Raw genomic sequence first — 22,753 nt, forward strand, 5'->3', positions numbered from 1 at the left:
CGCGACCGGCGGCCGGTCGGCGGCCGGTGTCAGCCGGACGCCGGTCCGTCCTCGTCGGCGTCCGCCGGGGAATCGCCCGCCACGACCACCCGCACATGCTCGGCGGCCTCGGCGCGCACCTCGCCGGGCAGCCCGCCGTCGGTCACCAGCGTGTCCACCTGCTCCAGCGCCGCGAACGAACTCAGGCCCACCACGCCCCACTTGGTGTGGTCGGCGACCACCACCACCCGCCGCGCCGACTGCACGAGCCGCCGGTTGGTCTCGGCCTCCGCGAGATTCGGCGTCGACAGCCCGGCCTCGACCGATATGCCGTGCACGCCCAGGAAGAGCACGTCGAAGTGGAGCGCCGCGATCGCCTGGTCGGCCACCGGGCCCACCAGCGAGTCGGACGGGGTGCGCACCCCGCCGGTCAGCACCACCGTCGCCGCTCCCGGCCGCGCGCCCGAGGTGCGCTGCGCCGCGTGGAAGACGTCGGCCACCCGCACCGAGTTCGTCACCACGGTCAGCTCCGGCACGTCGACCAGCCGGTGCGCCAGCGCGTACGTCGTCGTGCCGCCCGACAGCGCGATCGCGGCACCCGGCGGGACCAGTTCCGCCGCGGCCCGCGCGATGTCCTCCTTGGCGGTCGGCTCCAGACCCGACTTGGCCTCGAAGCCGGGTTCGTGCGTACTCGCCTCGACCACCGGCACCGCGCCGCCGTGCACCTTCTCCAGCACACCCTGCCGGGCCAGCGCGTCGAGGTCCCGGCGGACCGTCATGTCCGACACACCGAGCTTCCGGGTCAGCTCGTTGACCCGGACACCGCCCCGGCGCCGTACCTCGTCGAGGATCAGGGCCCGCCGCTGCTCCGCGAGGAGGTTCTGATTCTCGCTCACGTACGCTCCGGTCCTCTCGCCGTCCCACCGCCCGACACGCCCGCCGCGCACGCTGTGACGAGGAGGTCTCCCGCACCGGTGCGCCGACGTCCCATCCTCGCACGCCCCCTCACCGGGCGCGCCACCGCCATCCCGTCGCGCACATGTCACACAGACCTCGTGGGCCTCGTCCCGGTCTTCCGTCACACGGTTCGGGGAGATTCCGTGCGCACCGGTGTGCGCCGCCCGCCGAGCGGAGATCCTGGTGCCCGCACCACACAGCCGACGGCGCGTCACAGGGGAAGTGTCGAACAGTGGAACAGGCCAAGGAACGCGGAGCCCGGGGCGGTACGGGAGACACCGCCCCGGCGTCCGGGGGCGAGGGGACGGCCCTGGAACTCCTGGTGCACGGAGTGGGCGGGACGACACCGGAGCAGATGCTCGACGATCCGCGCACGGTACGGATCACCGGCGACGACACCGCGGCCGTCTTCCGCCGCGCCGACGACGTCGACGCCGAATCACGCCCCGGGGAGCGGCGCGGTGAGCCGGTGCCCGAGGCGTACGTCTGGTGCAACCTCACCTCCGGCAACGGCACTCGCGCCCTGTGGCTGCTGCTCCTGCCGTTCATGGTGGTCAACCTCGCCCACTGGATGCGGCCCGCCACCCCGGGCCGGGACCGGACGGTACGCCTGTACGGCATGCTGGTCCGGCTCGCCGGACTGACCCTGACCGTGCTGCTGACCGCCGCGGCCTGCGAGGTCGCCCTTGACCTGGCGGCCTGGCAGTGCGCGGGCACCGAGGCGTGCGTCGGCCGCCACACCTGGCTGGGTTTCCTCTCCCCGGCCGGCTCCGGCGCCGGCTGGTGGAGCGCGCCCGGCCGCCGGCTGGCTCTCGCCGCCGCGGTGCCCGCCGCCCTCACCGGCCTGCTCTGGTACCTCTCCCTGCGCACCTGGCGGGCCTACGAGTCCCAGCAGCCGATGGACCGCGCCGCCGCACCCGAGGAGGACCCCGCCCGCACCGCCCTCGGCCGGCCCGGATTCTGGTACGGCCGCCGCCTGGTGGCCCGGCTGCGGGCCGCGCACACCGCCGCCGGGCTGCTCACCGTCGCCGCCGCGGTCACGGTGCCGGCCGCCCGCTTCGACCGGCGTCCCGGCGGCCCCGCCGCGCTGGAGGTGACGGGACGGCTGCTGGAGGCCGCCCTGATCGCCGCGGCCGTCGCCGTGACCGTCGTGGTCTGCCGCCGGGGCCGCGGCGAACACCGCCTGGACCGCGCAGTCGACCGGCGGCTCGTCCAGCGGCTGCCGCTCACCGCCGGCACCCTGTTCGCGGGCGCCCTGCTCTACGCCGGCTGGGCCCGCCCGCAGTGGGTCTCGGCCGGCGGACTGCCGGGGAACACCGCCTTCAGCGGGCTCGCCCTGGCGCAGGGGCTGCTCGTGATCGCCCTCGCCGTCGCCGCGCACCTGCTGCACCGCACCGCTCCCGACCCGCGGGCCGCGATGCGGGGGCTGGGCGGGCCCGCCGTCGCCATGCTGGCCTGCGCCCTGGGCGGAGTGATGTCCGGCGGCGTCGCCCAGCGGGTCTCGGACTGGCTGGACGGCACCGGGACCTTCCTCGCCGGTCCCCCCGTCCTGCTGACCTGGCAGGCCTCCGTGATCCCGCCGCTGCTCCTCGTCGTCCTGGCGCTCTGCGCCGTCCTGGTCCGGCACACCCTCCTGCGGGCCCGCGCCGAACGCGCCGACGTGACGGGCGACCAGCCCGGGGACGCCGGCGACCCGGCCCGCACCCGGCGCATCGCGACCGCCCGCGCGGCGGCCCGGCTCACCGACCGGGCCCCGCTCCTGCTCGCCCTCACCTCGACGGCGACCTTCCTGCTGGGCGCGGCCGCCCTGGCCGGCGCCCTCGCCACCGACCGGACCCCGGCCGCCGCCGCCGACGGCACCTACGCGGTCGTGCAGGGCGCGGCCCGCACCGCCCAGGCCCTCGGCTCCTGGCTGATAGGCGTCGGCTTCATACTGTTCGTCACCTGGGGCAGGCGGGCCTACAAGGACCCCGCTGCCCGGCGCACCATCGGCATCCTCTGGGACGTCGGCACCTTCTGGCCGCGCGCCGCCCACCCCTTCGCGCCGCCCTGCTACGCCGAACGCGCGGTCCCCGACCTCACCTGGCGCATGGCCACCTGGACCCGCGCCACCGGCGGCCGGCTGGTCCTCTCCGGACACTCCCAGGGCAGCGTCCTCGCCGCCGCGGCGGCCTGGCAGCTCGAACCGTCCGTCCGCGCGAGGGTCGCCCTGCTCACCTACGGCTCCCCGCTGGAACGCCTCTACGGCCGCTGGTTCCCGGCCCACTTCGGACCGGCCGCCCTCGCCGGCCTGCACCGGGAGGTCGACTGCTGGCGCAACCTGCACCGGGCCACCGACCCCATCGGCGGCCCCGTACGCCTGCCCGGGGACTGCGGACCCGAGGTGGACCGCGAGGCGCTGAAGGACCCGCTGGCGTACGGCCGTACCGCCCTGCACCCGCTGCCCGCGCCGATCCTCGGACACTCCGACTACCAGGCCGACCCGGCCTTCGCCGAGGAACGCCGGCGCCTCCTCGCCCGGCTCCGCCCGGACCTGCCCGGGCCCCGCCCGGCCTGCGGACCGGTACCGGGCGCCGACGGCGGACCTCACGGCTGCGGCGGCAGGTCCTCGGCGTAGAGCAGGGTCAGGTCGTCCGTGCTGGGGTCGCTCACCTGGGCGACCCGGCTCGCGTGCCGCTCCACCATCGCCTCGAACGTCTGGCGCGCGGTACGGCCGTTGCCGAACGCCGGACCCTTGGGCAGGTCGGTGAAGTACGTCAGCAGCGCCTCGGCCGCCCCCGGCGCCAGCCGGTACTCGTGCTCGTCGGCCTGCTGCTCCACGATCCGCAGCAGTTCCCCGGGGCCGTAGTCGCCGAAGGTGATGGTCCGCGAGAAGCGGGACGCCACCCCGGGGTTGGCGGACAGGAACCGCTCCATCTCGGCGGTGTAACCCGCGACGATCACCACGACCGCCTGCCGGTGGTCCTCCATCAGCTTCACGAGCGTGTCGATGGCCTCCTTGCCGAAGTCGCGGCCCGAGTCCTCGGGGGAGAGGGCGTACGCCTCGTCGATGAAGAGCACACCGCCGCGCGCCTTCTCGAACGCCTCCTGGGTGCGGATCGCCGTGGAGCCGATGTGCTCGCCGACCAGGTCCACCCGGGACACCTCGACCAGGTGGCCCTTCTCCAGGACGCCGAGCGAGGCGAGGATCTCGCCGTACAGGCGGGCCACCGTCGTCTTGCCGGTGCCCGGGGAGCCGGTGAAGACCAGATGGCGCTTGACCGACGCGGCCTTCAGACCGGCCTCCTGCCGGCGCCGGCCCACCTCGATCATGTCGGTCAGGGCGCGCACCTCGCGCTTGACGCTGTCCAGGCCCACCAGGGCGTCCAGTTCACCGAGGACGTCGCCGGAGCTGCGCACCGGCGGCGCGGGCCGGCCGGCCGCCACCACGGGTTCCTGCTCGGTGCTGCGCTGACCGGGGATCGAGCCCAGCAGGCCCGGGGCGGCGCCCGCCGTCTGCACGGCCGGCTGCGCGGCGGCGGCCGGCCGGGGGCTCGCGCTCTCGTCGCTGGTGCAGTCCTCGACCACGGGGCCCCCGTCGGCGCCCGGCTCCGCCCCGGCGTCCGCGAACTCGTAACCGCCGCGCGCGCACCGCTCCGTGCGGCACTTCCGCAACGTGGTGCGGCAGCCGTCGATCACATGGAAGCCGTAGCCGCCGCTGCCCGTGACCCGGCAGCTCAGGAAGGAGCCGCGGCCGCCCGCCGACACGTAGAACCCGGCCTCGGCGGGGGAGTCGACCGTGCAGCGCTCGACGGTGGGGTCGGCGCCCTTGGTGACGATCACGCCGGTGCGGGTGTTGTCCACGGTGCAGTTGTTCAGGGTGCCGCCGCTGCCGTGGTCCCGGAACCAGGCGCCGGTCGCCGCGTCCCGGATGCGGCAGTCGTCGAGCTGCGCGGTGGCCCCGTCGCTCACCGACACGGCCGTGTTGCGCACCTGGGACAGGTCGCTGTCGACGACGTCCACGCGTGAACCGCGGTCCAGGACGAACAGGGCGTCCGGCACGTCGTGCACCCGGCAGGAGTCGAGGACCGCGGTGGCGCCGTCGCTGACCCAGACCGCCGGGTAGTCGCCGGTGCTGTCGAAGATCTCGCACTGGTTGGCGTCGACGCGGGTGCCCGGGTCCCACACGGACAGGCCGTTGCGCCCGAACTTGCGCACCGTGGTGCGGGTCAGGGTGAGGACCGAGCGGGAGCGCAGGTCGACCGCGTTCTCCGGGATGTCGTGGATACGGCAGTCGGCGAGCGTGAGCACGGCGTCGGTGTCGAGGGTGACGCCGTCGGCGGTGGTGCGGTGCACGTCGCAGTCGGTCAGGTGGGCGGTGGCCCGCCCGGTCACCTGCACGCCGCTGCCCCGCACCTCGTAGACCTCGCAGCCCACGGCCTCCAGCGCGGAGTGCTCGCCCGTCGCGGTCAGCCCGGAGCCCGCGGCGTGGTGGACCCGGCAGCGCTCCAGCCGGGGGTGGCCGCCGGAGCGCACCGCCACGCCCTCCTGCCCGGCCGCGACCACCTCGCACTCCTCGAACACCCCGCCCCCGCCGTCGACCACGGCGATGCCGATGCCCGCCGGGTTGTCGACGGCGCACCGCCGCACGGTCGGCCGGGCGCCGCCGCGCACCTCGATGCCGGCGGCGGAGCGGGTGACGATCCGCAGGTCGAGCAGTTCCGGGGCGCCCTCCTCGATCAGTACGGCGGGCGCCGCCGCGTCCTGGCCCTCCACGTGCAGGTCCTGCACCACCGCCGAGGCGCGCACGGTGAGCGGCACCCCGTCCGCGGGGGCGATCCGCACCGATCCCTGGGCCCCCTCGGGGCCGCGCAGGGTGACCGCGCGTTCGACGACGAGGTTCTCCCGGTAGGTGCCGGGGGCGATGGTGAGCATGTCACCGTCGGCCGCGGCCTCCAGGGCGGCGGCGAGAGATGCGTACTCGCCCGTGCGGCGCCGCCACCGCGACGTGCCGGTGTGCGTCACCTGGACCGTGCCCTGTGCCATGGTGTTGCCGTACCCCACCTCGTCGTACTGATGGCTCGTTCGCCGTCGGGGCGTACCGGCCGGTGGCGGGACCGCCGGGCCCGGCGGCCCGCGGGCCCCGGTACGCGTGATCCCGACTCCGGCGCGTCCCTATGGATCTCACGCGCGGGTCGTGCCGAACGGGTTCGGCCGGTCCACCGTAGCGTGCGGGCGGGATGTGGGTTGACCGCAGGCGCCCCCCGGTCAGCTACCGGCGCCGGTCCGGCCCCAGTCCGGGCCCGCCCGGTCCCATGCCTGGTCCCAACGGGCGTACCTGCGGCGGACCATGCGCCACAGGACCAGCCGCCGGGCCCCCTCGGCGAGGCCGGCGCCGGCGAGCGCGGCGCCCAGTGCGGCCAGGACGGCCTGGGTCGAGGCGGTGGCGGCGTCGAGCGGACGGGCCAGTATCCGGCCGTGCTCGTCGGTCCAGACCGGGAACCGGGCGCCGGGCCCCGGGTCGTCGAGGCTCGTGAGGACGGTGCCGTGGCGCGCGGTGCCGTCCGGCGCGGTCCAGTCGGCCCGGACGCGGGTGCGCAGATCGCCCGCGGCGGCCGTCTCCGGGTCGATGTCCGGCGCGGAGCGGTCCAGCCGGCGTACGACGGTGGCGGCCACCTGGTGGCGGGCCGCCTGCTGGTCCCGTACGGAACGCTGAAGGGCGTCCTGGACCGCGGTGCCGGTGAGCACACCGGCCGCGGGCGCGACGAGGAGGATCAGCAGCAGGGTGCCCAGGGCCAGCCAGGACTCGGCCAGGTCGGTCGTACGGCGCAGCGGGTTGTGCCGCCAGCGCCAGAGCCCCTTGATCGCGCGCACCGTCCGCCCCCCATCCCCCCGTGCCTTCTCGTGCCCTCGCGCTCCGTGATAACTCCGCACCCGCCGGATCACCAACGGATCCGCCGAAGAGAGAGCGAGATCACCCGGCCCGGCCGCCGCCGGACCTCTCACGCGATTCTCATCCCGGCCAACGCCTGTGCTCGGGGGCGGGGTTCCCGCTCCGGGCAGCGTGGCCGGATCACGTCATCCGACGGCGGTGACCGGATCGCCGACGCGGATCGTGCCCCGGGAGAGCGGCACCAGGTTCTGTCCGAAGACCAGCTTGCCGCCGTGCCGGCGGTGGCGTCCGAGGGTGTGCAGGGGCTCTCTGCCGCGGACGGCGCTGCCCTGGTCGGTGGTGGTCACCACGCACCGCCCGCACGGCTTGGCGACCCGGAAGGCGACCTCGCCGATCGTCACCCGGGTCCAGCCGTCCTCGGCCCACGCCTCGGCGCCGTCGACGACCACGTTCGGCCGGAAGCGGTTCATCGGCAGCGGACCCTCACCGGGGTGCGCACCCTCGGCGATCAGGGAGTTGAGGGCGTCGAGCGAGGCCGTGGTGGTGAGCAGCAGGGGAAAGCCGTCGGCGAACGAGACGGTCTCGCCGTCCAGCGCGTACCGCGGGTCGACGGGCCGGCGGGTGGCCGGGTCGTCCAGGTGCACCAGGCGTACGTCCGCGCCGAGATGGGCGGCGCACCACGCGTGCGCGGCCTCGTCGCGGGCCGGCACCGCCGCGACCTTGTCGCGGAAGATCTCCGCCGTGACCGTGTCACCCGGCCCCGGAACCTCCACCGTCAGGGGCCGCGCGCCGGGCGCGGACAGCCGGACGCCGCCGCCGGGCAAGGGCTCGGCGGCGGCCAGCGCGAGACGCGGCCGCTGTCGCTGGGTGACGACCTTTCCCCCGTCGTCGATCAGCATCCAGCGACGGTCCCCGGCCAGCCCCCAGGGCTCCACCGCGGCCTCCCCGGGCGCCAGGCCCCGGAGCGCCTTGACCGGATGGACGTGTATCGAGTGCAGCCGCGTGTTCCCCATGGAGCAATCGTGCCAGGCGGCACCGACAGCCCGGAGGTCGGATCAGTAGCCCCGATACTGCTGGTTGTGGTACGGGTCCTGGTACGGCGTGGGGGCCGGAGCGGGCCGCGGTGTGGCGGGACGCATCGCCTCGTAGCCGGCCGGGCCGGGCGCCGGACGGGGCTGCTGCGGGGCCTGCGGGCCGGGGTAGCCGCGCGGCGCGGCCTGCTGCGGGATGTACGCGGCGGGAGCCTGCTGCAGGGGTGCGGGCTGCTGCGCCTGCTGCGGGTAGCCGTACGAGTGGGACGGCGCCGCGGGGAGGGCGGGAAGGGCCGACGGGAGGGCGGGGAGGTGGCTGCCGGGCGCGTCGTAGGCGGCGGGAACTCTGATCGGCGCGATCTGCGGGGTGCCCCGCTCGGCCACGAGCGAGTCGTAGATCGGGGTGTCCGGGAAGGAGGCGGAGTAGTAGCCGCCGCCATACGTGGAGCGGGGGGAGGTCATGGCACATAAGTTAAGCCCACGATGTGCCGGTTGGGGAGACCGATAAGAAGGTTGTTTTGTGCGCCCGCGGTGACCTCGTGCCCCTAATGCGAGCGAACTTGACGATAAGGGGCATGACTGGGAGCTAATCTTCTGATAAAGGGCAACTTTCGGGCGCGTTGCCGGCGGTCAACATCCCTTCCCGGTGCCCGCCTTGGGGCCGTCCGCGGGAGGCCGGCCCGGGGGACGGGGGGAAATCGAGCCGCGCACGGCAGAATGAGGGCACCGCCGGGACACGGACCGGCACGCCGACAGGTGAGAGGGGCCGACATGCCGATGTCGAAGGGGTCGAACACCGCGGTGCCGACGGCGGCGCTCCGCGTCGAACTGGGCTGGCGCACCGGCCCCGGAGTGCCCGACGTGGACGCCTCGGCCCTGCTGCTGGTGGGCGGCAAGGTCCGTTCCGACGCCGACTTCGTCTTCTACAACCAGCCCGCGCACGCCTCCGGCGCGGTCCGGCACGAGGGCAAGCGGGACGGCGGCGGCGCGCTCACCGACAGTCTGGTCGTCGACCTCGCGCGCGTCGAACCCGCCATCGAGACCGTCATCCTCGCCGCCTCCGCCGACGGCGGGGCGTTCGGACAGGTCCCGGGCCTGTACATCGAGGTGCGCGACGCGCAGGGGACGGTGGCCGCCCGCTTCGACAACCCGGGCGCGAGCGTCGAGACGGCCTTCGTGCTCGGCGAGTTCTACCGCCGCCAGGGCGCCTGGAAGTTCCGCGCGGTCGGCCAGGGCTACGGCAGCGGACTGCTGGGCCTGGCCACGGACTACGGCATCTCGGTGGACGAACCCCGACAGCCGTCCGCACCCGCGCCCGCCCCGGTCGCCGCACCGGCCCGACCCGCCGCCGCCCCGCCACCGCCCGCCGCCCCGCCCGCCACGCCGCCCGCCGCGCCGCCGGTCAGTCTCTCCAAGGTGACGCTGACCAAGTCGGCCCCGTCCGTCTCGCTGACCAAGCAGGGCGGCACCTCGGGCACCCTGCGGGTGAACCTCAACTGGGAGGTGCGCAAGCAGTTCTCGGGCTGGGCCCGCAAACTCGGCCGCCCCCTCGCCCTGCACAACGACCTCGACCTCGACCTGTGCGCGCTGTACGAACTCACCGACGGCAGCAAGGGCGTGATCCAGTCCCTCGGCAACGCCTTCGGCGCCCTGCACCGGCCCCCCTACATCCACCTCGACGGAGACGACCGAACCGGCGCCGTGTCGAGCGGCGAGAACCTCACCGTCAACCTCGACCACACCCAGGCGTTCCGGCGCATTCTCGTCTTCGTCACCGTCTACCAGGGCGCGCGCTCCTTCGCCGACCTGAACGCCACCGTCACCCTCACCCCCCAGCACGGCGCCCCGGTCGACTTCTCCCTGGACGAGTGCACGGTCCCCTCCACGGTGTGCGCGCTCGCCCTGATCACCCACACCGGCGACGACCTCGTCATCCAGCGCGAGGCCCGCTACCTGGTACCGGAACGCGGCGTCAGCCCCCAGCGGACCGTCGACCACGTCTACGGCTGGGGCATGAACTGGACGCCCGGCCGCAAGTGACCCGCCGGCCCCGCCCCGCTCACCCCTCGTCGGCCACGGCCTCCGGACGCGGGTAGGTGCGCCCCTTCCAGGCCGCACCGCGCCCCCGGTGGTGCCGGACGGCCGAGTCGACCGTCATCAGCAGGTACAGGAGGGCGGTGAACGGCAGCAGCGGAGCGAGCCACCACGGCTGCCGGTAGTAGCGCAGCATCGGCAGGTACGTCCCCGCCATCACCAGCCACGCCAGGCCGCCGGGGACGGCGGCGGGCGCGCTCCCGCCGAGGACGCCCGCGACCAGCGCGACGGGCGGGACCAGGTACACCAGCAGCAGCCCGAGGACCGTGCCGAGGAGCACCGGGGGACGGTGCCGGAGCTGGGCGTACGCGCTGCGCGACACCATCCGCCACAGGTCGCCCAGGCGCGGATACGGCCGCACACTGTCCACCCGGTCGGCCAGCCCCAGCCAGATCCGCCCGCCGGCGCCCTTGACGGCCCGGGCGAGCGCCACGTCGTCGATCACCGCCTGCCGGACGGCGTCCGGGATCCGGGCCCGCTCGGCGGTCTCGGCGCGCAGCAGTACACAGCCGCCCGCCGCCGCGGCCGTCCGCGTCCCCCGCCGCCCGATCCACCGGAACGGATAGAGCTGCGCGAAGAAGTAGACGAAGGCCGGCACCACGAGCCGCTCCCAGCCGCTCGCCACCCGCAGCCGCGCCATCAGGGAGACGGCGTCGAAGCCCCCGGCGCCGGCCGCCGCCACCAGTTCCCGCAGGCTGTCCGGGGCGTGGGCGATGTCGGCGTCCGTCAGCAGCAGGTACTCGGGAGCACGCGCCCGTGCCAGCGCGATGCCGTGCCGCACCGCCCAGAGCTTCCCGGTCCAGCCCGCGGGCGGTTCGCCGGGCGAGGCGACGGTGAGCGGCAGGCCGCCGTGGCGCCGGGCCAGTTCGCGCGCCAGCTCCCCGGTGCCGTCCGTGCTGCCGTCGTCGACCAGGAAGACCTCCGCCCGGCCCGGGTAGTCCTGGGCCAGCAGCGCGGGCAGGCTGTCCGGCAGGACCGCCGCCTCGTCCCGGGCCGGCACGACCACGCACACGGACGGCCAGGTCCCGGGCTCCCGGCGGGGCGGCAGCCTGACGTCCGTGCGCCAGAAGAAGCCCTGGCAGAGCAGCAGCCACAGCCAGGCGGCCAGCGAGACGACGGCGGTCCACGCGACGGCGATCACCTCGGCAGTCTGCCCCACCCGGCGGGACCCGCACGGCTCATCGTCTATCGTGGCGGAGTGAAGATCGCGCTCATGGACTCCGGAATCGGTCTGCTGGCGGCCACCGCCGCGGTACGGCGCCTGCGACCGGACGCCGATCTCATCCTCTCCCTGGACCCCGACGGCATGCCCTGGGGCCCCCGGACCCCCGAGGACCTGACCGGCCGGGCGCTCGCCGTCGCCGAGGCCGCCGCCGCGCACCGCCCCGACGCCCTGATCGTCGGCTGCAACACCGCGACCGTGCACGCGCTGCCCGCCCTGCGCGCCCGGCACGAACCCCTTCTGCCCGTCGTCGGCACCGTCCCGGCGATCAAACCCGCCGCGTCCGGCGGCGGCCCCCTGGCGATCTGGGCGACGCCCGCCACCACCGGCAGTGCCTATCAGCGCGACCTCATCCGGGACTTCGCCGGCGGGGTGGCGGTCGCCGAGGTGCCGTGCCACGGACTCGCCGAAGCCGTCGAACACGCGGACGAGTCCGCGATCGACGCCGCCGTCGCCGCCGCCGCCGCGCTCACCCCGCCCGAGGTGACGACCGTGGTCCTGGGCTGTACCCACTACGAGCTGGTCGCCGAACGCATCCGGACCGCCGTGCGGCGCCCCGGCCGCCCGCCGCTCGTGCTGCACGGCTCGGCCGACGCGGTCGCCGCGCAGGCACTGCGCCGCATCGGCCGCGCACCGGATCCGGGCGCCGCCGCCGAGGGCACCCTCACGGTGCTGCTGAGCGGACGCGAGGGCGCGCTGCCCGCGCCCGCCCTGGCCTACGCGGAAGGCCGGCTGCTGCGGGCGGTCACCCCGGCCGGCTGACCCGGCCGGACCGCCGGGCGCACGCCCCGTCGGCCCAGTGACCCGCCGCGGTCCGGTACCCGCGGAGCGAATCGTGAGTAACCTCTTAGCCATGAGGGACCCCCGCCACGGCGAGCACGCCTCCCACACCTCCCTGCCCGATGTCTGGACCGGCCGCGCGACCAACCGCGTCCAGTGGCTGCTGGCACTCGTCGGCGCCGCCTGCCTGGCGCTCGGCATCTCGCTGGCCGTCGACTCGGGCTGGGAGTCCGGCGTCGCCCCCCTGATCATGTCGGTCGTCGGCTGCATCGCGGCCGGCCTGCTCGTCCTCTTCGGCACGCTGGCCTTCGTGCACGTCGCCCTGAGAGTGGACGAGGAGTGCCTGGAAGTGCGCTGCGGGCACATCGGCGTGCCCCGCCGGCGCATCCCGCTGTCGCACGTCGTCGGCGCCGAGTTCGCCCCGCACGTCACCCCGCGGCACTGGGGCGGCTGGGGCTACCGCTGGCTCCCCGAGAAGGGCACCGCCGTCGTGGTCCGGCGCGGGGAGGGCCTGGTCCTCAGGCTGTGGGACGGCCACACCTTCACCATCACCGTGGACGACGCGGAGGCCGCCGTACAGGTGATCAAGGACCGGCTGCGGCCGAAGGCACCCGGTACGGCGTACTGAGCGCCGTGCCCGAGAGGGATACGGCGTACTGAGCGCCGCGTCCCCCGAGGCCGCCGGTGACCGGGCTGACGACGCCCAGGTCAGCCGCCGTACACTCCGGAGGTGACCGTCACCGCACCACCCGTCGGCGGCCCGGGCCGCACCGACCCCCCGGCCGCCCCCGCGTCGCGCGCCGCGCGCTGGGGACGCCGGCTCCTCCCCGCCACCGCGGCCGCCCTCTGCGGCCTGCTGCTCTACGTCAGCTTCCCGCCCCGCACCCTGTGGTGGCTGGCCCTGCCGGCCTTCGCCGGGTTCGGCGCGGTACTGCGTGGACGGAGCTGGAAGGCGGGCCTCGGCCTCGGATACCTCTTCGGCCTGGGCTTCCTGCTCCCCCTGCTGGTGTGGACCGGCGTCGAGGTGGGGCCGGGTCCCTGGCTGGCGCTGGCCGCGGTCGAGGCCGTCTTCGTCGCCCTGGCCGGCGCGGGGGTGGCCGCCGTGTCCAGGCTGCCGGCCTGGCCGGTGTGGGCGGCGGCAATCTGGACGGCCGGCGAGGCCGCACGCGCGCGCGTGCCGTTCGAGGGCTTCCCCTGGGGGAAGATCGCGTTCGGCCAGGCGGACGGCGTCTTCCTCCCGCTCGCGGCGGTCGGCGGCACCCCGGTGCTCGGCTTCGCGGTCGTCCTGTGCGGCTTCGGCCTGTACTTCGGCCTGTACGAGGTCGTGCGGCCGGCCCGCACCGGCCTGCCCACCCGGACCGTACGGCGGGGCGCCGCCGCGGCGGCGCTGCTCAGCGTGGCCGTCCCCGTCGCCGGTGCCCTGGCGGCCCGTCCGCTGGTGAGCGACGAGGCCGAGGACGGCACCGCCACCGTCGCCGTCGTCCAGGGGAACGTGCCCCGCGCGGGGCTCGACTTCAACGCCCAGCGCCGCGCGGTGCTCGATCACCACGCCCGGGAGACACGGCGCCTGGCCGCCGAGATCGACGCGGGCAAGGTGGCCCGGCCCGACTTCGTGCTGTGGCCGGAGAACTCCTCCGACATCGACCCCTTCACCAATCCGGACGCACGCGCGGTGATCGACGCGGCGGCCCGGGCGGTCAAGGCCCCCCTCTCGGTCGGCGGCGTCGTCGAGCGCGACGGCAGGCTGTACAACGAGCAGATCCTCTGGGACCCCGACAAGGGCCCCGTCGACACCTACGACAAGCGGCAGATCCAGCCCTTCGGCGAGTACCTGCCGCTGCGCTCCCTCATCGGCGCGATCAACGGCGAGTGGACGTCGATGGTCCACCAGGACTTCAGCCGGGGCAGCGAGCCGGGCGTGTTCACCATGGCCGGCACCGAGGTCGGGCTCGTCACCTGCTACGAGGCCGCCTTCGACTGGGCCGTGCGCTCCGAGGTCACCGACGGCGCCCAGCTCATCTCCGTCCCGAGCAACAACGCCACCTTCGACCGCAGCGAGATGACCTACCAGCAGCTCGCCATGTCCCGGGTCCGCGCGGTCGAGCACAGCCGCACCGTCACGGTGCCGGTGACCAGCGGAGTCAGCGCGATCATCATGCCGGACGGCCGGATCACCCAGCGGACCGGCATGTTCGTCGCCGACTCCCTGGTGCAGGAGGTGCCCCTGCGCTCCTCCGAGACCCCCGCCACCCGGCTCGGCGTGCTGCCGGAGATCCTGCTGGTCCTTCTCGCCGCGGGCGGGCTGGGCTGGGCGATCGCCGCCGGCGTGCGCGGTGCGGCGCGCCGGTGACATGTAGCCGTACGCCCGCCGCACGCCCCGCCGACGCGCCGGGAGCGGCGCCGCCGTCCCCTTAGGGTCAAGCACATGGCTACTCCCGACTTCATCCGCACCCTCCGCGCCTCCGCCGGACACCAGCTCCTGTGGCTCCCCGGGGTCACCGCCCTCGTCTTCGACGACGACGGCCGAGTGCTGCTGAACCGGCGTTCCGACACCGGCCGCTGGTCCCTGATCGGCGGCATCCCGGAGCCGGGGGAGCAGCCCGCCGCGTGCGCCGTGCGCGAGGTGGCGGAGGAGACCGCCGTGCGGTGCGTCGTCGAGCGGTGCGTCCTCGTCCAGGCGCTCAGCCCGGTGACGTACGAGAACGGCGACGTCTGTCAGTACATGGACATCACCTTCCGCTGCCGTGCCGTCGGCGGCGAGGCCCGGGTCAACGACGACGAGTCGCTCGACGTGGGGTGGTTCGCGGTGGACGGCCTGCCGGAGCTGGGTGAGTTCGGCCGGTCCCGGATCAAGCAGGCACTGGCCGACGCACCCACGTGGTTCGACCCCGCCACCTCCGGCTGAACGGCGGGCCGCGGGATCAGGTCTGACGCCCCGGCACCTGGCGCGGGGGCCGTATGGGCGCTTGCCGACACGTAGTTGGGGAGACGCTCAGCTCGGTGACGGCGATGGCGCCCGGGTGACGCGGCGAGTTGACACGCCCGGGGCCGCAGGAGGCGACTGTTCCAGTAGAGGTAATCTGTTCGAGGATCGAACATCGAGCCGTGTGACCCGCCGATGAGGACTGCGAAGGCAAGTCGTCTGTCTGAGCCGCCCGCACGCGGCCTGCGAAAGTGGAGATCATGAACGTGTCGACGGGCGGCGGAGAGCTGCGGAGCCGAGCTGCCGCGGTGGCCCTTGCCTGCGCGATCACCCTGCTGGCCGGGCCGAGTTACGCGGCTCCGAGCGACCCCGCCCCGAGTGACGAGAAGTCGATCGAGGCCATCCGGGCCGAGCTGGACGGCCTCTACCGCGAGGCGGAGGTGGCCACCGAGGCGTACAACGCCGCCAACGAGAAGGCGACCGGGCAGGAGAAGCGGCTGACGTCGTTCCGCAAGGACCTCGCGCGTTCCGAGGACCGGGTGGACGAACTGCGCGACCTCGCGGGGGCGGCCGCCCGGACGCAGTACCGCGGGGGCGATCTCGCCGCCACGGGCATCCAGTTGCTGCTCGGCGACCACCCCGACCAGGCACTGGACGAGGCGTCCCAGGCCCGCCAGGTCGTGCGGAACCTGGTCAACGTCTCCGAGATCCAGCAGGCCGCCCGCGCGGAGCTGAGCCGGCGGACCGACGCCGCCGCGAAGGAACTGCGCGAGCTGGAGAGCAGCCGCGCGGACAAGGCCGGGGCGAAGGAGAAGATCGAGGGCAAGATCGCCCAGGCCGAGCAGATCGAGGCGGGCCTGGAGAAGGAGCAGACCCGCAGGCTCGCCCAGTTGGAGAAGAAGGAGGCGGAGCAGGCCCGGTCCCAGTGGGTCAGCTCCGATTCGGGTGGCGGCGGCGGTGGCGGCGGCACCTCGACCGGCAGCGGCTCGGGCGGCGGCACCTCGACCGGCAGCGGCTCGGGCGGGACCGGCTCGGGCACCACCGGCTCGGGCGGCGGCGGCACGCAGCCGACCGGAGCGGCCGCGAGGGCCGTCGACTTCGCGATGGCACAGATCGGAAAGCCGTACGTGTGGGGCGCCGTCGGCCCCTCCTCGTACGACTGCTCCGGACTCACCTCCACGGCGTGGGCGGCCGCCGGACACCCCATACCCCGCACCTCGCAGGCGCAGTGGCAGGGGCTGACCCGGGTCGGCATGGCGGCCGCGAAGCCGGGGGACCTGATCATCTACTTCAGTGACGCCACGCATGTGGGCATGTACATCGGCGGCGGGCAGATGGTCCACGCCCCTCGGCCCGGACGCACGGTCACGACCGCGCCGGCCGCCTCCATGCCCGTCCTCGGTGTCGTACGACCCGGAGTCTGAGCGCATGACCCACTCGCTGGTACCCCGCGGTGAGCAGAACCTGCCCGCGCTCAGCGCGCCGCCGCTGATCCGCCTCGACGCCTACGTGGCCGAGGACGGGTCGACGGTGGTCAACGGCCATCTGCTGGAGATGGGCGGCAGGCGGCCGCCCAACGAGGCGATCCTGGACGCCGTCGCCATGTTCGCGCGCACCCTGCGCGCCCCGGTGGCGGCCACCGTCATCGACCGCATGGCGCAGCAGGTGGCCCGGCTGCGGGTCTACCCCGACGGGTCGAGCCGGACCATCGCGGAGGAGGAGGACCTGCCGCCCGGCCCCGAGCGGACCACCGCCGAGGAGGAGGCGTTCCCTCCGCTCGCCCGCGTCGAACGCATCATCCAGCACGCGCAGCGCGAGGAACTGCACGCCGCGTTCGTTCTCGCCAGCGCGCTGCGGGAGCACCTCACGCTGCGCAGGGGAGCGGAGGACGAACTCTCGCTGGAGGCACGGGCGATCGAGGCGTACCTCGCGTATCTGCGCGGCGACTACATGCTCTCCACCGTCCTCACGCTGACCGTCGCGCGCATCCGCTGCCGCGTCGATCTGAAGCGGGCGGTGCCCGAGGTGGCCCGCGCCACGGCGGCGTGGCAGCGGCTGATGGACGAAGGCCAGGTGGCCATCCGGGGACAGGAACTCCTGCACATGTGGGAGCGGCTGGCCGCGGCGGACCTGCTGGTACAGCCGGCCCACCAGGCCATGGCCCAGGCCGTCCGGACCCGGCTCGAACGGGGCAGCCGGCCGCTGCCCGATCCGTCCCCCGTCCCGGCGGCGGCCGTGACCGGCGGCCCAGGGTCGCTCGCCCCCGAGGACAAGCCGCTCAAGCCCGCACGACGAGGGCTGCGGCGTTTCACCCGGCGGGCCGGCCGGTCCGCCGAACCGTCGTCCCAGTAAGGGAGTGTCCCCGGGCCGGGGGGCGGTCCGGAGCGGCCGGCGGTCGGCTCCGGGTCTCCGTCCGTCGCCGGGGCGTCTCACGCCGGTCCAGGGCCGCCCGAGCCGACGGCGCGGCGTGTCTGCTCGCCGGTCGCCGGTCGCCGGTCGCCGGTCGCTGGTCGCCGGTCCTTGCCGGTCCGCCGCGCGGCCGTGGACGAGGAAGTGACCCCGCGTCGCCCGCCGAGGTCAGCCGAAATGAGACAGTCGACCAAAACGTCGGCCAGATCGCTGGGCACATTGTCAACAATCTTGTAGCGTGCGTCACGCCTCGATCCGAGGCGGCAGCGCACCACTCCGTGCCCAATGAGGGGAGACCTCGATGCAGCGGCTCTCCGCGTCCTGCGGACGCGACGCACTCACCTATCCGACGGACATCCGGGAAGGACGCCCGGTGGCCCGCAAGCACCTCCTGAGAGGCGTGGCGATCGCGGGTTCCCTCGCCCTCACGGCCGTCGTGGTCCCGTCCTCCGTCGCGGCGGCGTCCGGGGTACCGGCCCCCGCACCGGCCCGCGGTCACGCCGCGGACCCCCAGGACTCCGCGCTGGCCTTCGACTCCGCCGCCTACACGACGATCACCGTCACCGTCGACGGCCGGCCGATGAACGTACGCTGGTACAAGGAGATCTGCTACGTCGCGAACCCGGTCGCCGCGGCGGCGCAGCAGCCCGGCGGCCCCGGCGGCGGCTCCACCACGATCCCCGACACCGCCTGCGGCTACCAGAGCATGAACGTGTTCGTCCCCGAGAGCGCCTTCGGTGACCAGCGGGCACCGGTCTACTTCGCGGTGAACAACAGCGGCTGGATGGCCAGCCATCTCCGGGCCGGCGTGCGCGACGGTGCCGCCTACAACAGCTCGACCAGCAACGTCGGCGCCGCCCTCAAGGCCGGCTACGTCTTCACCGACATCGCCAACCGCAGCCGCGGACTGATCGGCGCCGACGGCTCCTACCCCGGCAAGGCCCCCGCCGCGGTGGTCGACGCCAAGGCCGCCGTCCGCTACCTGCGCCTCAACGACGCAGCCATGCCCGGCAGCGCCGAGCGGATCGTCATCAACGGCACCAGCGGCGGCGGCGCGCTGGTGTCGATCCTGGGCGCCGCCGGCAACAGCCGCGAGTACGACCCCTACCTCGCCGCGATCGGCGCCGCCGGCGTCGACGGGAAGGGCCGCAGCACGCTGCGCGACGACGTCTTCGCCGTCAACGCGTACTGCCCGATCACCGACCTCGGCAACGCCGACGCGGCCTACGAGTGGCTGTACCACGTCCTCGCCACCCGTGACACCACCGGCGCGAACCCCTCGCCCGAGGACGCCGCCGCGATCGCGGCCCGGTTCCCGGCCTACGAGAAGAGCCTCGGGCTGCGCAACCCCGACGGCTCCCGGCTCACCGCCGCGAACCTGCTCGACACCATCAAGAAGGAGGTCGTCCGCTCCGCGGAGACCTATCTGAAGGCGGCTGCCGACCACGCGATCCCGCCGCTGGGCGGCACCTTCGAGTTCACGTCCGGGGGCACCACCAAGTCGTACGTCAACGACTGGATCGACGTGGACAACGCCACCGACACGGTGCTCTCCGTCGACCTGGCCAAGTACCTCGCCTTCGTCGCCACCCAGGCCACCCTCAAGACGACCCCCGCCTTCGACGCCGTCGGTGTCAACGGGAACACCACCAGCGGCACCGAGACCAACCTCTTCGGCCCGCCCACCCAGAAGTACCTGAACTACACCGAGTACGGCTGGAACCGGAACGACGTCGCCGGCGACGGCAGCGGCCTCGACGACACCGGCCTGACCTGGGACCGGTACACCGCCGAGCGGAGCACCACCGTCGACGACCAGGTCCACCTGATCAACCCGATGGACTTCATCGGCACCGGCGCCGACACCGCGCCGAACTGGTACGTCCGCAACGGCACCCGCGACCGGGACACCGCGTTCACCGTCTCGCTCAACCTCGACCGGGCGCTCGCCGCGGACAAGCAGGTGAAGAACGTCGACTACCGGCTCGCCTGGAACCAGCCGCACGCCGGCAACTACGACGTACCCGAGGCCATGGCCTGGATCGCCGCGGTCGTCGACGCGGCCGGCTAGGAAAGCCCCAGCCAGAACGCGAGGTTGTGCTCCTCGGCGAAGTCGCGGCCCGCCGGGGTGCCAACGGGTGTACGAGGCCGAACCGTTCTGCGCGCCGGCCTGCGTGACGAACCGGCGCGGGTCGGTGTCCTGGCCCGCACCGCCCGTGAAGCCGCCGCCGTGGACACCGAGGTGAGCTGTCGGCTGAGAACCGGCTGAGAACCGGCTGAGAACCGGCTGAGGACCGGTTGTGGTCGACTGCGAACGTAACCGGGCGGCAATATTGTCAGCAATATGTGCGACACATTTTTGCGGGCGGAGCGTCGCCACGGCGTCCGGCGGTCCGGCAGGCAGGTCTCAGCAGCGGGATCCGGGGTAACCGCGAGACCGGACAACCGCCCCTCGAAGGAGAGCCACAGTGCCGTCCACGGACGTCGTCGAACTCATCTTGAAGGACCACCGGCGGATGGAGGACCTCTTCCGCACCATGCGCAACGTGGAAGCCGACCGGGCCGCCGCGCTGGCCGACTTCGCGGGCCTGCTCATCGCCCATGCCTCCGCCGAGGAGGACAAGGTCTACCCCGCTCTGCGCCGCTACAAGAACGTGGACGGCGACGATGTGGACCACGGCGTCCATGAACACCACGAAGCGAACGAGGCCCTGCTCGCCCTGCTGGAGGTGAAGGACACCGCGTCCGACGAGTGGGACGAGAAGCTGGAGGAACTCGTCACCGCCGTCAACCACCACGCGGACGAGGAGGAGCGGACCCTCCTGAACGACGCCCGCGAGAACATCGCCGACGCCCGCCGGGCCGAGCTGGGCCAGGCCTTCCACGAGGCACGCGCCCAGTACCTGAAGGCCGACTGCGGCAGCGTGGAGAACGTGCGCGAGCTGGTGGCCGCCGCCGGCGACTGACGCGGCGCCTTCAGCCTTCCGCGCGCTCGCCGCCCGTTGGGGCCGACTGCCGCGCGTGCGCGCGGAGGCGGAACCCGCGGCGCGGACGCGGAGCGTGATCATGGGCTGGTGGCAGCATCTGTCGACGGCCGTGGACACGGACCACGACGGCCGGATCGGCATGGACGACCTCCTCGCCATGGTCGACCGGCTGCCCGCCATGACCGCGGCCGTCACCCGCATCGGCCTGATCGGTCCGCCGGCCGGTGCCACCGGGCCCCGTTCCGGGTCAGGACGGAAAGTCCCCCGCGGCACCGCTCACTCACCCGCATCAGGGGCGCACAACCGCGCACACCTCGGGCGCGTGCGCCCCAAATGCTCCAGGTGAGATTCAGCCGAATTCGGCGCAGACGATCATGTGTGTCGCGGAGCGCCCCTGGGTGGCGAAGGTCCGCGGGCCGACCGCATAGGGCGTCCGAATGGGGCGGGCGGCCTTTCGAATCAGGTATTCCGCTTTTCTCTTTCTGCACTTTTGTGATCACTAAAGTCAATCTTTGTGCAGGTGGGGGGAGTTGTGGGCCCTCTGTGTAGCGGGGTATTCCCAGATTCTGTACAGGTGACTGTTTGGCCACCCGTACCCGGGGCACCCGCAGGGCGGTGATTCAGCCAGAGTCGTCGTCGAGGTGCCCGGCCGAGGCCGGGCGGAGGCAATGCGGGACGCCTTGCCGGTATGCCCCCCGTTCAACTTCCGGGGGTTGCCATCGAGTGAACCGCCGTGAAGACTGTCGCCGAGTTCGACCGGGGGGACGAAGGTATGCGCAGTTTCTCATCCGCTGTCAGAGAGATGCCGGCCCGGCGCACACGACAAGTGACGCCCATGCTCCGCGGGCGGCAGTGGAGCCGATGTGGAGCGCGCCGGACTTGTTGACGCGTTTCGCCGAAACTCGGTGATGTGCGGGTGGCGGATTTCCGTGAGGGCCGGGGGGCCGTCAGGGCTTGAGGCGTTCGGCAATGCCCTCGCCGCACAGAACCCGGATCGCCGCACGACCGGCTGTCCGCGTGCCATTCGACGCTGCCCAGTTCCTCCCCGGCCGGGCCCGCCCGTGGTGGTTTCGCTGTTCCCGCGTTGCTCTCGTTAGGAGAATAGTGACCGGCAACTCATCGACACAGGAGCACTTCCCTTTTGACGCGCTGACCGAACGGTGGCGTTCGTTGCACGCCTCCGGGCCGATCCGCTACGACGAGCGGCAGAGCGCCTGGCAGGTGACGGAGTACGAAGCGGTGTCCGCCATTCTCGCGGACCCCGGAACGTTCTCTTCCGACTTCTCTTCGGCCGGGCCGACCCAGGAGGACTTCGAGCTCTTCCGGCAGGGCAATTTCGTCGGAATGGATCCTCCGGAACACCGCAAGCTCCGTACCCTGGTGAGTCAGGCATTCACCCCTCGCGTGGTCAACGGACTGGCGCCGCGTATCGAAGCCGTGTGCGCGCGATTGCTGGACGCGGTCGCCGACCGTGACCGGTTCGACCTGGTGGACGAACTCGCCTATCCGTTGCCGATCATTGTCATCGCCGAACTGCTCGGCATCCCGGCCGACGACCACAAACTGTTCCAGGAGTGGGCGAGCACCCTTTTCGGCGGTGACGTACTCGGCGACGCCCCCGACATGGCCGAACTGGAACGCGCTCTGAACGCCATCGCCCCGACCGTGCGGGAGATGAACGGTTACGTCCTGGACCACATCAGGCGACGTCGCGCGAACCCCGGTGAGGACCTCACCAGCAAGCTGCTGGCCGCCGAGGTGGACGGGGCCCGACTGGAGGATCAGGAGATCGTCGGCTTCGTGGCCCTGCTGCTCGTCGCCGGCCACATCACCACCACCGCCCTGCTCGGCAGCGCCGTCGTCACCTTCGACCGGCACCCCGGGACCTTGCGGTCGCTGCGCGCCGACCCGGGCCGGGTGCCGGAGGCCGTCGAAGAGGTGCTCCGATGGCTGCCGCCCTTCGCCGAACTCGGCCGGCGGACCACCCGCCCCGTGGTGGTCGGCGGCCAGGAACTCGACGCCGGCTCCATGGTGGTGGCTCACCTGGGCGCCGCCAACCGCGATCCGGCCCGCTTCACGGCACCGGAGGTCTTCGATCCGGCCCGCAACCCCAACCCGCACCTGACGTTCGGGCACGGCATCCACTTCTGCTTCGGCGCTCCGCTGGCCAGGCTGGAGGCGCGGATCGCGCTACGGATGCTGCTCGACCGCTTCTCCGACCTCGCCGTCCCCTCTTACGGCGAGGTCACGTTCCAGAACCCGTCCGTCATCGTCGGCGTACGCCACCTGCCGGTCGAGGTCGTAAGGCAGCAGTAGGCAGCAAGCGGTAAGCAGCAGCCGGACAAGGGCTGAACCGCAACAAGCCATAGCACCAGCATCAGCACCAGCATCAGCACCAGCACCCGCACCCGCACCCGCACTCGCACCCGCACCCGCACCCGCAATGACGCGCAGGGCCGTACCGCTCTCCCCAGGGCCCCGTGTGTCATGTTCATGAGA

The 22,753-nt window shown here is 73.6% G+C and carries 18 protein-coding genes; 12 read left to right on the forward strand and 6 right to left on the reverse strand.

The genetic code is table 11. The features are described 5' to 3' along the window. Positions 1-29 precede the first annotated feature (29 nt). On the reverse strand, positions 30-875 hold the full coding sequence (locus ABEB00_RS07865) for a DeoR/GlpR family DNA-binding transcription regulator (RefSeq protein WP_345618297.1): 846 nt from the start codon (positions 873-875) through the stop codon (positions 30-32). Between the two features lie 293 nt (positions 876-1,168). Between ABEB00_RS07865 and ABEB00_RS07870 the strand changes: the two genes are divergently transcribed. Continuing rightward, positions 1,169-3,553: a hypothetical protein gene (locus ABEB00_RS07870; RefSeq protein WP_425586455.1), complete on the forward strand. Its 2,385-nt coding sequence runs from the start codon at positions 1,169-1,171 to the stop codon at positions 3,551-3,553. On the opposite strand, the gene ABEB00_RS07875 is transcribed toward ABEB00_RS07870, so the two are convergent. The 4 genes from ABEB00_RS07875 to ABEB00_RS07890 all read right to left on the reverse strand — a co-directional run bounded on the left by ABEB00_RS07875 (position 3,523) and on the right by ABEB00_RS07890 (position 8,301). Further along, entirely contained in the window at positions 3,523-5,961 is a 2,439-nt protein-coding gene (locus ABEB00_RS07875; RefSeq protein WP_345618298.1) for a right-handed parallel beta-helix repeat-containing protein, read from the reverse strand. The two genes, ABEB00_RS07870 and ABEB00_RS07875, sit on opposite strands and share 31 nt — an antisense overlap. 222 nt (positions 5,962-6,183) lie before the next feature. Beyond that, entirely contained in the window at positions 6,184-6,789 is a 606-nt protein-coding gene (locus ABEB00_RS07880; RefSeq protein WP_345618299.1) for an Rv1733c family protein, read from the reverse strand. 204 nt (positions 6,790-6,993) lie between these two features. Then, positions 6,994-7,821 carry an MOSC domain-containing protein gene (locus ABEB00_RS07885; protein WP_345618300.1) on the reverse strand — a complete coding sequence of 276 codons (828 nt, stop codon included), beginning with the start codon at positions 7,819-7,821 and terminating at the stop codon, positions 6,994-6,996. Positions 7,822-7,863: 42 nt separating this feature from the next. Next, positions 7,864-8,301 carry a DUF6643 family protein gene (locus ABEB00_RS07890; protein WP_345618301.1) on the reverse strand — a complete coding sequence of 146 codons (438 nt, stop codon included), beginning with the start codon at positions 8,299-8,301 and terminating at the stop codon, positions 7,864-7,866. A 315-nt stretch (positions 8,302-8,616) separates the two neighbouring features. Here ABEB00_RS07890 and ABEB00_RS07895 point away from each other — a divergent pair, with 315 nt between their 5' ends. Further along, positions 8,617-9,879 carry a TerD family protein gene (locus ABEB00_RS07895; protein WP_345618503.1) on the forward strand — a complete coding sequence of 421 codons (1,263 nt, stop codon included), beginning with the start codon at positions 8,617-8,619 and terminating at the stop codon, positions 9,877-9,879. A gap of 19 nt (positions 9,880-9,898) precedes the next feature. On the opposite strand, the gene ABEB00_RS07900 is transcribed toward ABEB00_RS07895, so the two are convergent. Continuing rightward, the gene (locus tag ABEB00_RS07900; RefSeq protein ID WP_345618303.1) at positions 9,899-11,074 is read right to left on the reverse strand and encodes a glycosyltransferase; all 1,176 of its coding nucleotides are present in this window, start codon (positions 11,072-11,074) and stop codon (positions 9,899-9,901) included. Between the two features lie 57 nt (positions 11,075-11,131). Here ABEB00_RS07900 and ABEB00_RS07905 point away from each other — a divergent pair, with 57 nt between their 5' ends. The 10 genes from ABEB00_RS07905 to ABEB00_RS07950 all read left to right on the forward strand — a co-directional run bounded on the left by ABEB00_RS07905 (position 11,132) and on the right by ABEB00_RS07950 (position 22,570). Continuing rightward, on the forward strand, positions 11,132-11,917 hold the full coding sequence (locus tag ABEB00_RS07905) for a glutamate racemase (protein ID WP_345618305.1): 786 nt from the start codon (positions 11,132-11,134) through the stop codon (positions 11,915-11,917). 91 nt (positions 11,918-12,008) lie between these two features. Further along, positions 12,009-12,563 carry a hypothetical protein gene (locus ABEB00_RS07910; RefSeq protein WP_345618307.1) on the forward strand — a complete coding sequence of 185 codons (555 nt, stop codon included), beginning with the start codon at positions 12,009-12,011 and terminating at the stop codon, positions 12,561-12,563. Positions 12,564-12,665: 102 nt separating this feature from the next. Further along, the gene (gene lnt / locus ABEB00_RS07915; protein ID WP_345618308.1) at positions 12,666-14,285 is read left to right on the forward strand and encodes an apolipoprotein N-acyltransferase; all 1,620 of its coding nucleotides are present in this window, start codon (positions 12,666-12,668) and stop codon (positions 14,283-14,285) included. Between the two features lie 75 nt (positions 14,286-14,360). Beyond that, positions 14,361-14,840, forward strand: a complete 480-nt coding sequence (locus ABEB00_RS07920) for an NUDIX hydrolase (RefSeq protein ID WP_345618310.1) — start codon at positions 14,361-14,363, stop codon at positions 14,838-14,840. A 278-nt stretch (positions 14,841-15,118) separates the two neighbouring features. Then, the gene (locus tag ABEB00_RS07925) at positions 15,119-16,282 is read left to right on the forward strand and encodes a C40 family peptidase (RefSeq protein ID WP_345618311.1); all 1,164 of its coding nucleotides are present in this window, start codon (positions 15,119-15,121) and stop codon (positions 16,280-16,282) included. Between the two features lie 4 nt (positions 16,283-16,286). Continuing rightward, complete coding sequence (locus tag ABEB00_RS07930; RefSeq protein WP_345618312.1) at positions 16,287-17,210, forward strand: hypothetical protein; 924 nt, start codon at positions 16,287-16,289, stop codon at positions 17,208-17,210. Positions 17,211-17,568: 358 nt separating this feature from the next. Then, positions 17,569-19,338, forward strand: a complete 1,770-nt coding sequence (locus ABEB00_RS07935) for a subtype B tannase (protein WP_345618313.1) — start codon at positions 17,569-17,571, stop codon at positions 19,336-19,338. A 397-nt stretch (positions 19,339-19,735) separates the two neighbouring features. Next, positions 19,736-20,233 carry a hemerythrin domain-containing protein gene (locus tag ABEB00_RS07940; protein ID WP_345618314.1) on the forward strand — a complete coding sequence of 166 codons (498 nt, stop codon included), beginning with the start codon at positions 19,736-19,738 and terminating at the stop codon, positions 20,231-20,233. A gap of 55 nt (positions 20,234-20,288) precedes the next feature. Continuing rightward, positions 20,289-20,600, forward strand: coding sequence for an EF-hand domain-containing protein (locus ABEB00_RS07945; protein WP_345618315.1), 312 nt, complete (start codon positions 20,289-20,291; stop codon positions 20,598-20,600). A 758-nt stretch (positions 20,601-21,358) separates the two neighbouring features. After that, entirely contained in the window at positions 21,359-22,570 is a 1,212-nt protein-coding gene (locus tag ABEB00_RS07950; protein WP_345618316.1) for a cytochrome P450, read from the forward strand. Positions 22,571-22,753 lie beyond the last annotated feature (183 nt).

The organism is Streptomyces ziwulingensis, assembly GCF_039542605.1.
Taxonomy (GTDB): domain Bacteria; phylum Actinomycetota; class Actinomycetes; order Streptomycetales; family Streptomycetaceae; genus Streptomyces; species Streptomyces ziwulingensis.

Excerpts from the sequence above, each read along its gene's own strand:
- ABEB00_RS07875 (WP_345618298.1), bottom strand. The coding sequence starts at position 5,961 with ATGGCACAGGGCACGGTCCAGGTGACGCACACCGGCACGTCGCGGTGG.
- ABEB00_RS07885 (WP_345618300.1), bottom strand. The coding sequence starts at position 7,821 with ATGGGGAACACGCGGCTGCACTCGATACACGTCCATCCGGTCAAGGCG.
- ABEB00_RS07890 (WP_345618301.1), bottom strand. The coding sequence starts at position 8,301 with ATGACCTCCCCCCGCTCCACGTATGGCGGCGGCTACTACTCCGCCTCC.
- ABEB00_RS07895 (WP_345618503.1), top strand. The coding sequence starts at position 8,617 with ATGTCGAAGGGGTCGAACACCGCGGTGCCGACGGCGGCGCTCCGCGTC.
- ABEB00_RS07910 (WP_345618307.1), top strand. The coding sequence starts at position 12,009 with ATGAGGGACCCCCGCCACGGCGAGCACGCCTCCCACACCTCCCTGCCC.
- ABEB00_RS07920 (WP_345618310.1), top strand. The coding sequence starts at position 14,361 with ATGGCTACTCCCGACTTCATCCGCACCCTCCGCGCCTCCGCCGGACAC.
- ABEB00_RS07925 (WP_345618311.1), top strand. The coding sequence starts at position 15,119 with ATGAACGTGTCGACGGGCGGCGGAGAGCTGCGGAGCCGAGCTGCCGCG.
- ABEB00_RS07930 (WP_345618312.1), top strand. The coding sequence starts at position 16,287 with ATGACCCACTCGCTGGTACCCCGCGGTGAGCAGAACCTGCCCGCGCTC.
- ABEB00_RS07935 (WP_345618313.1), top strand. The coding sequence starts at position 17,569 with ATGCAGCGGCTCTCCGCGTCCTGCGGACGCGACGCACTCACCTATCCG.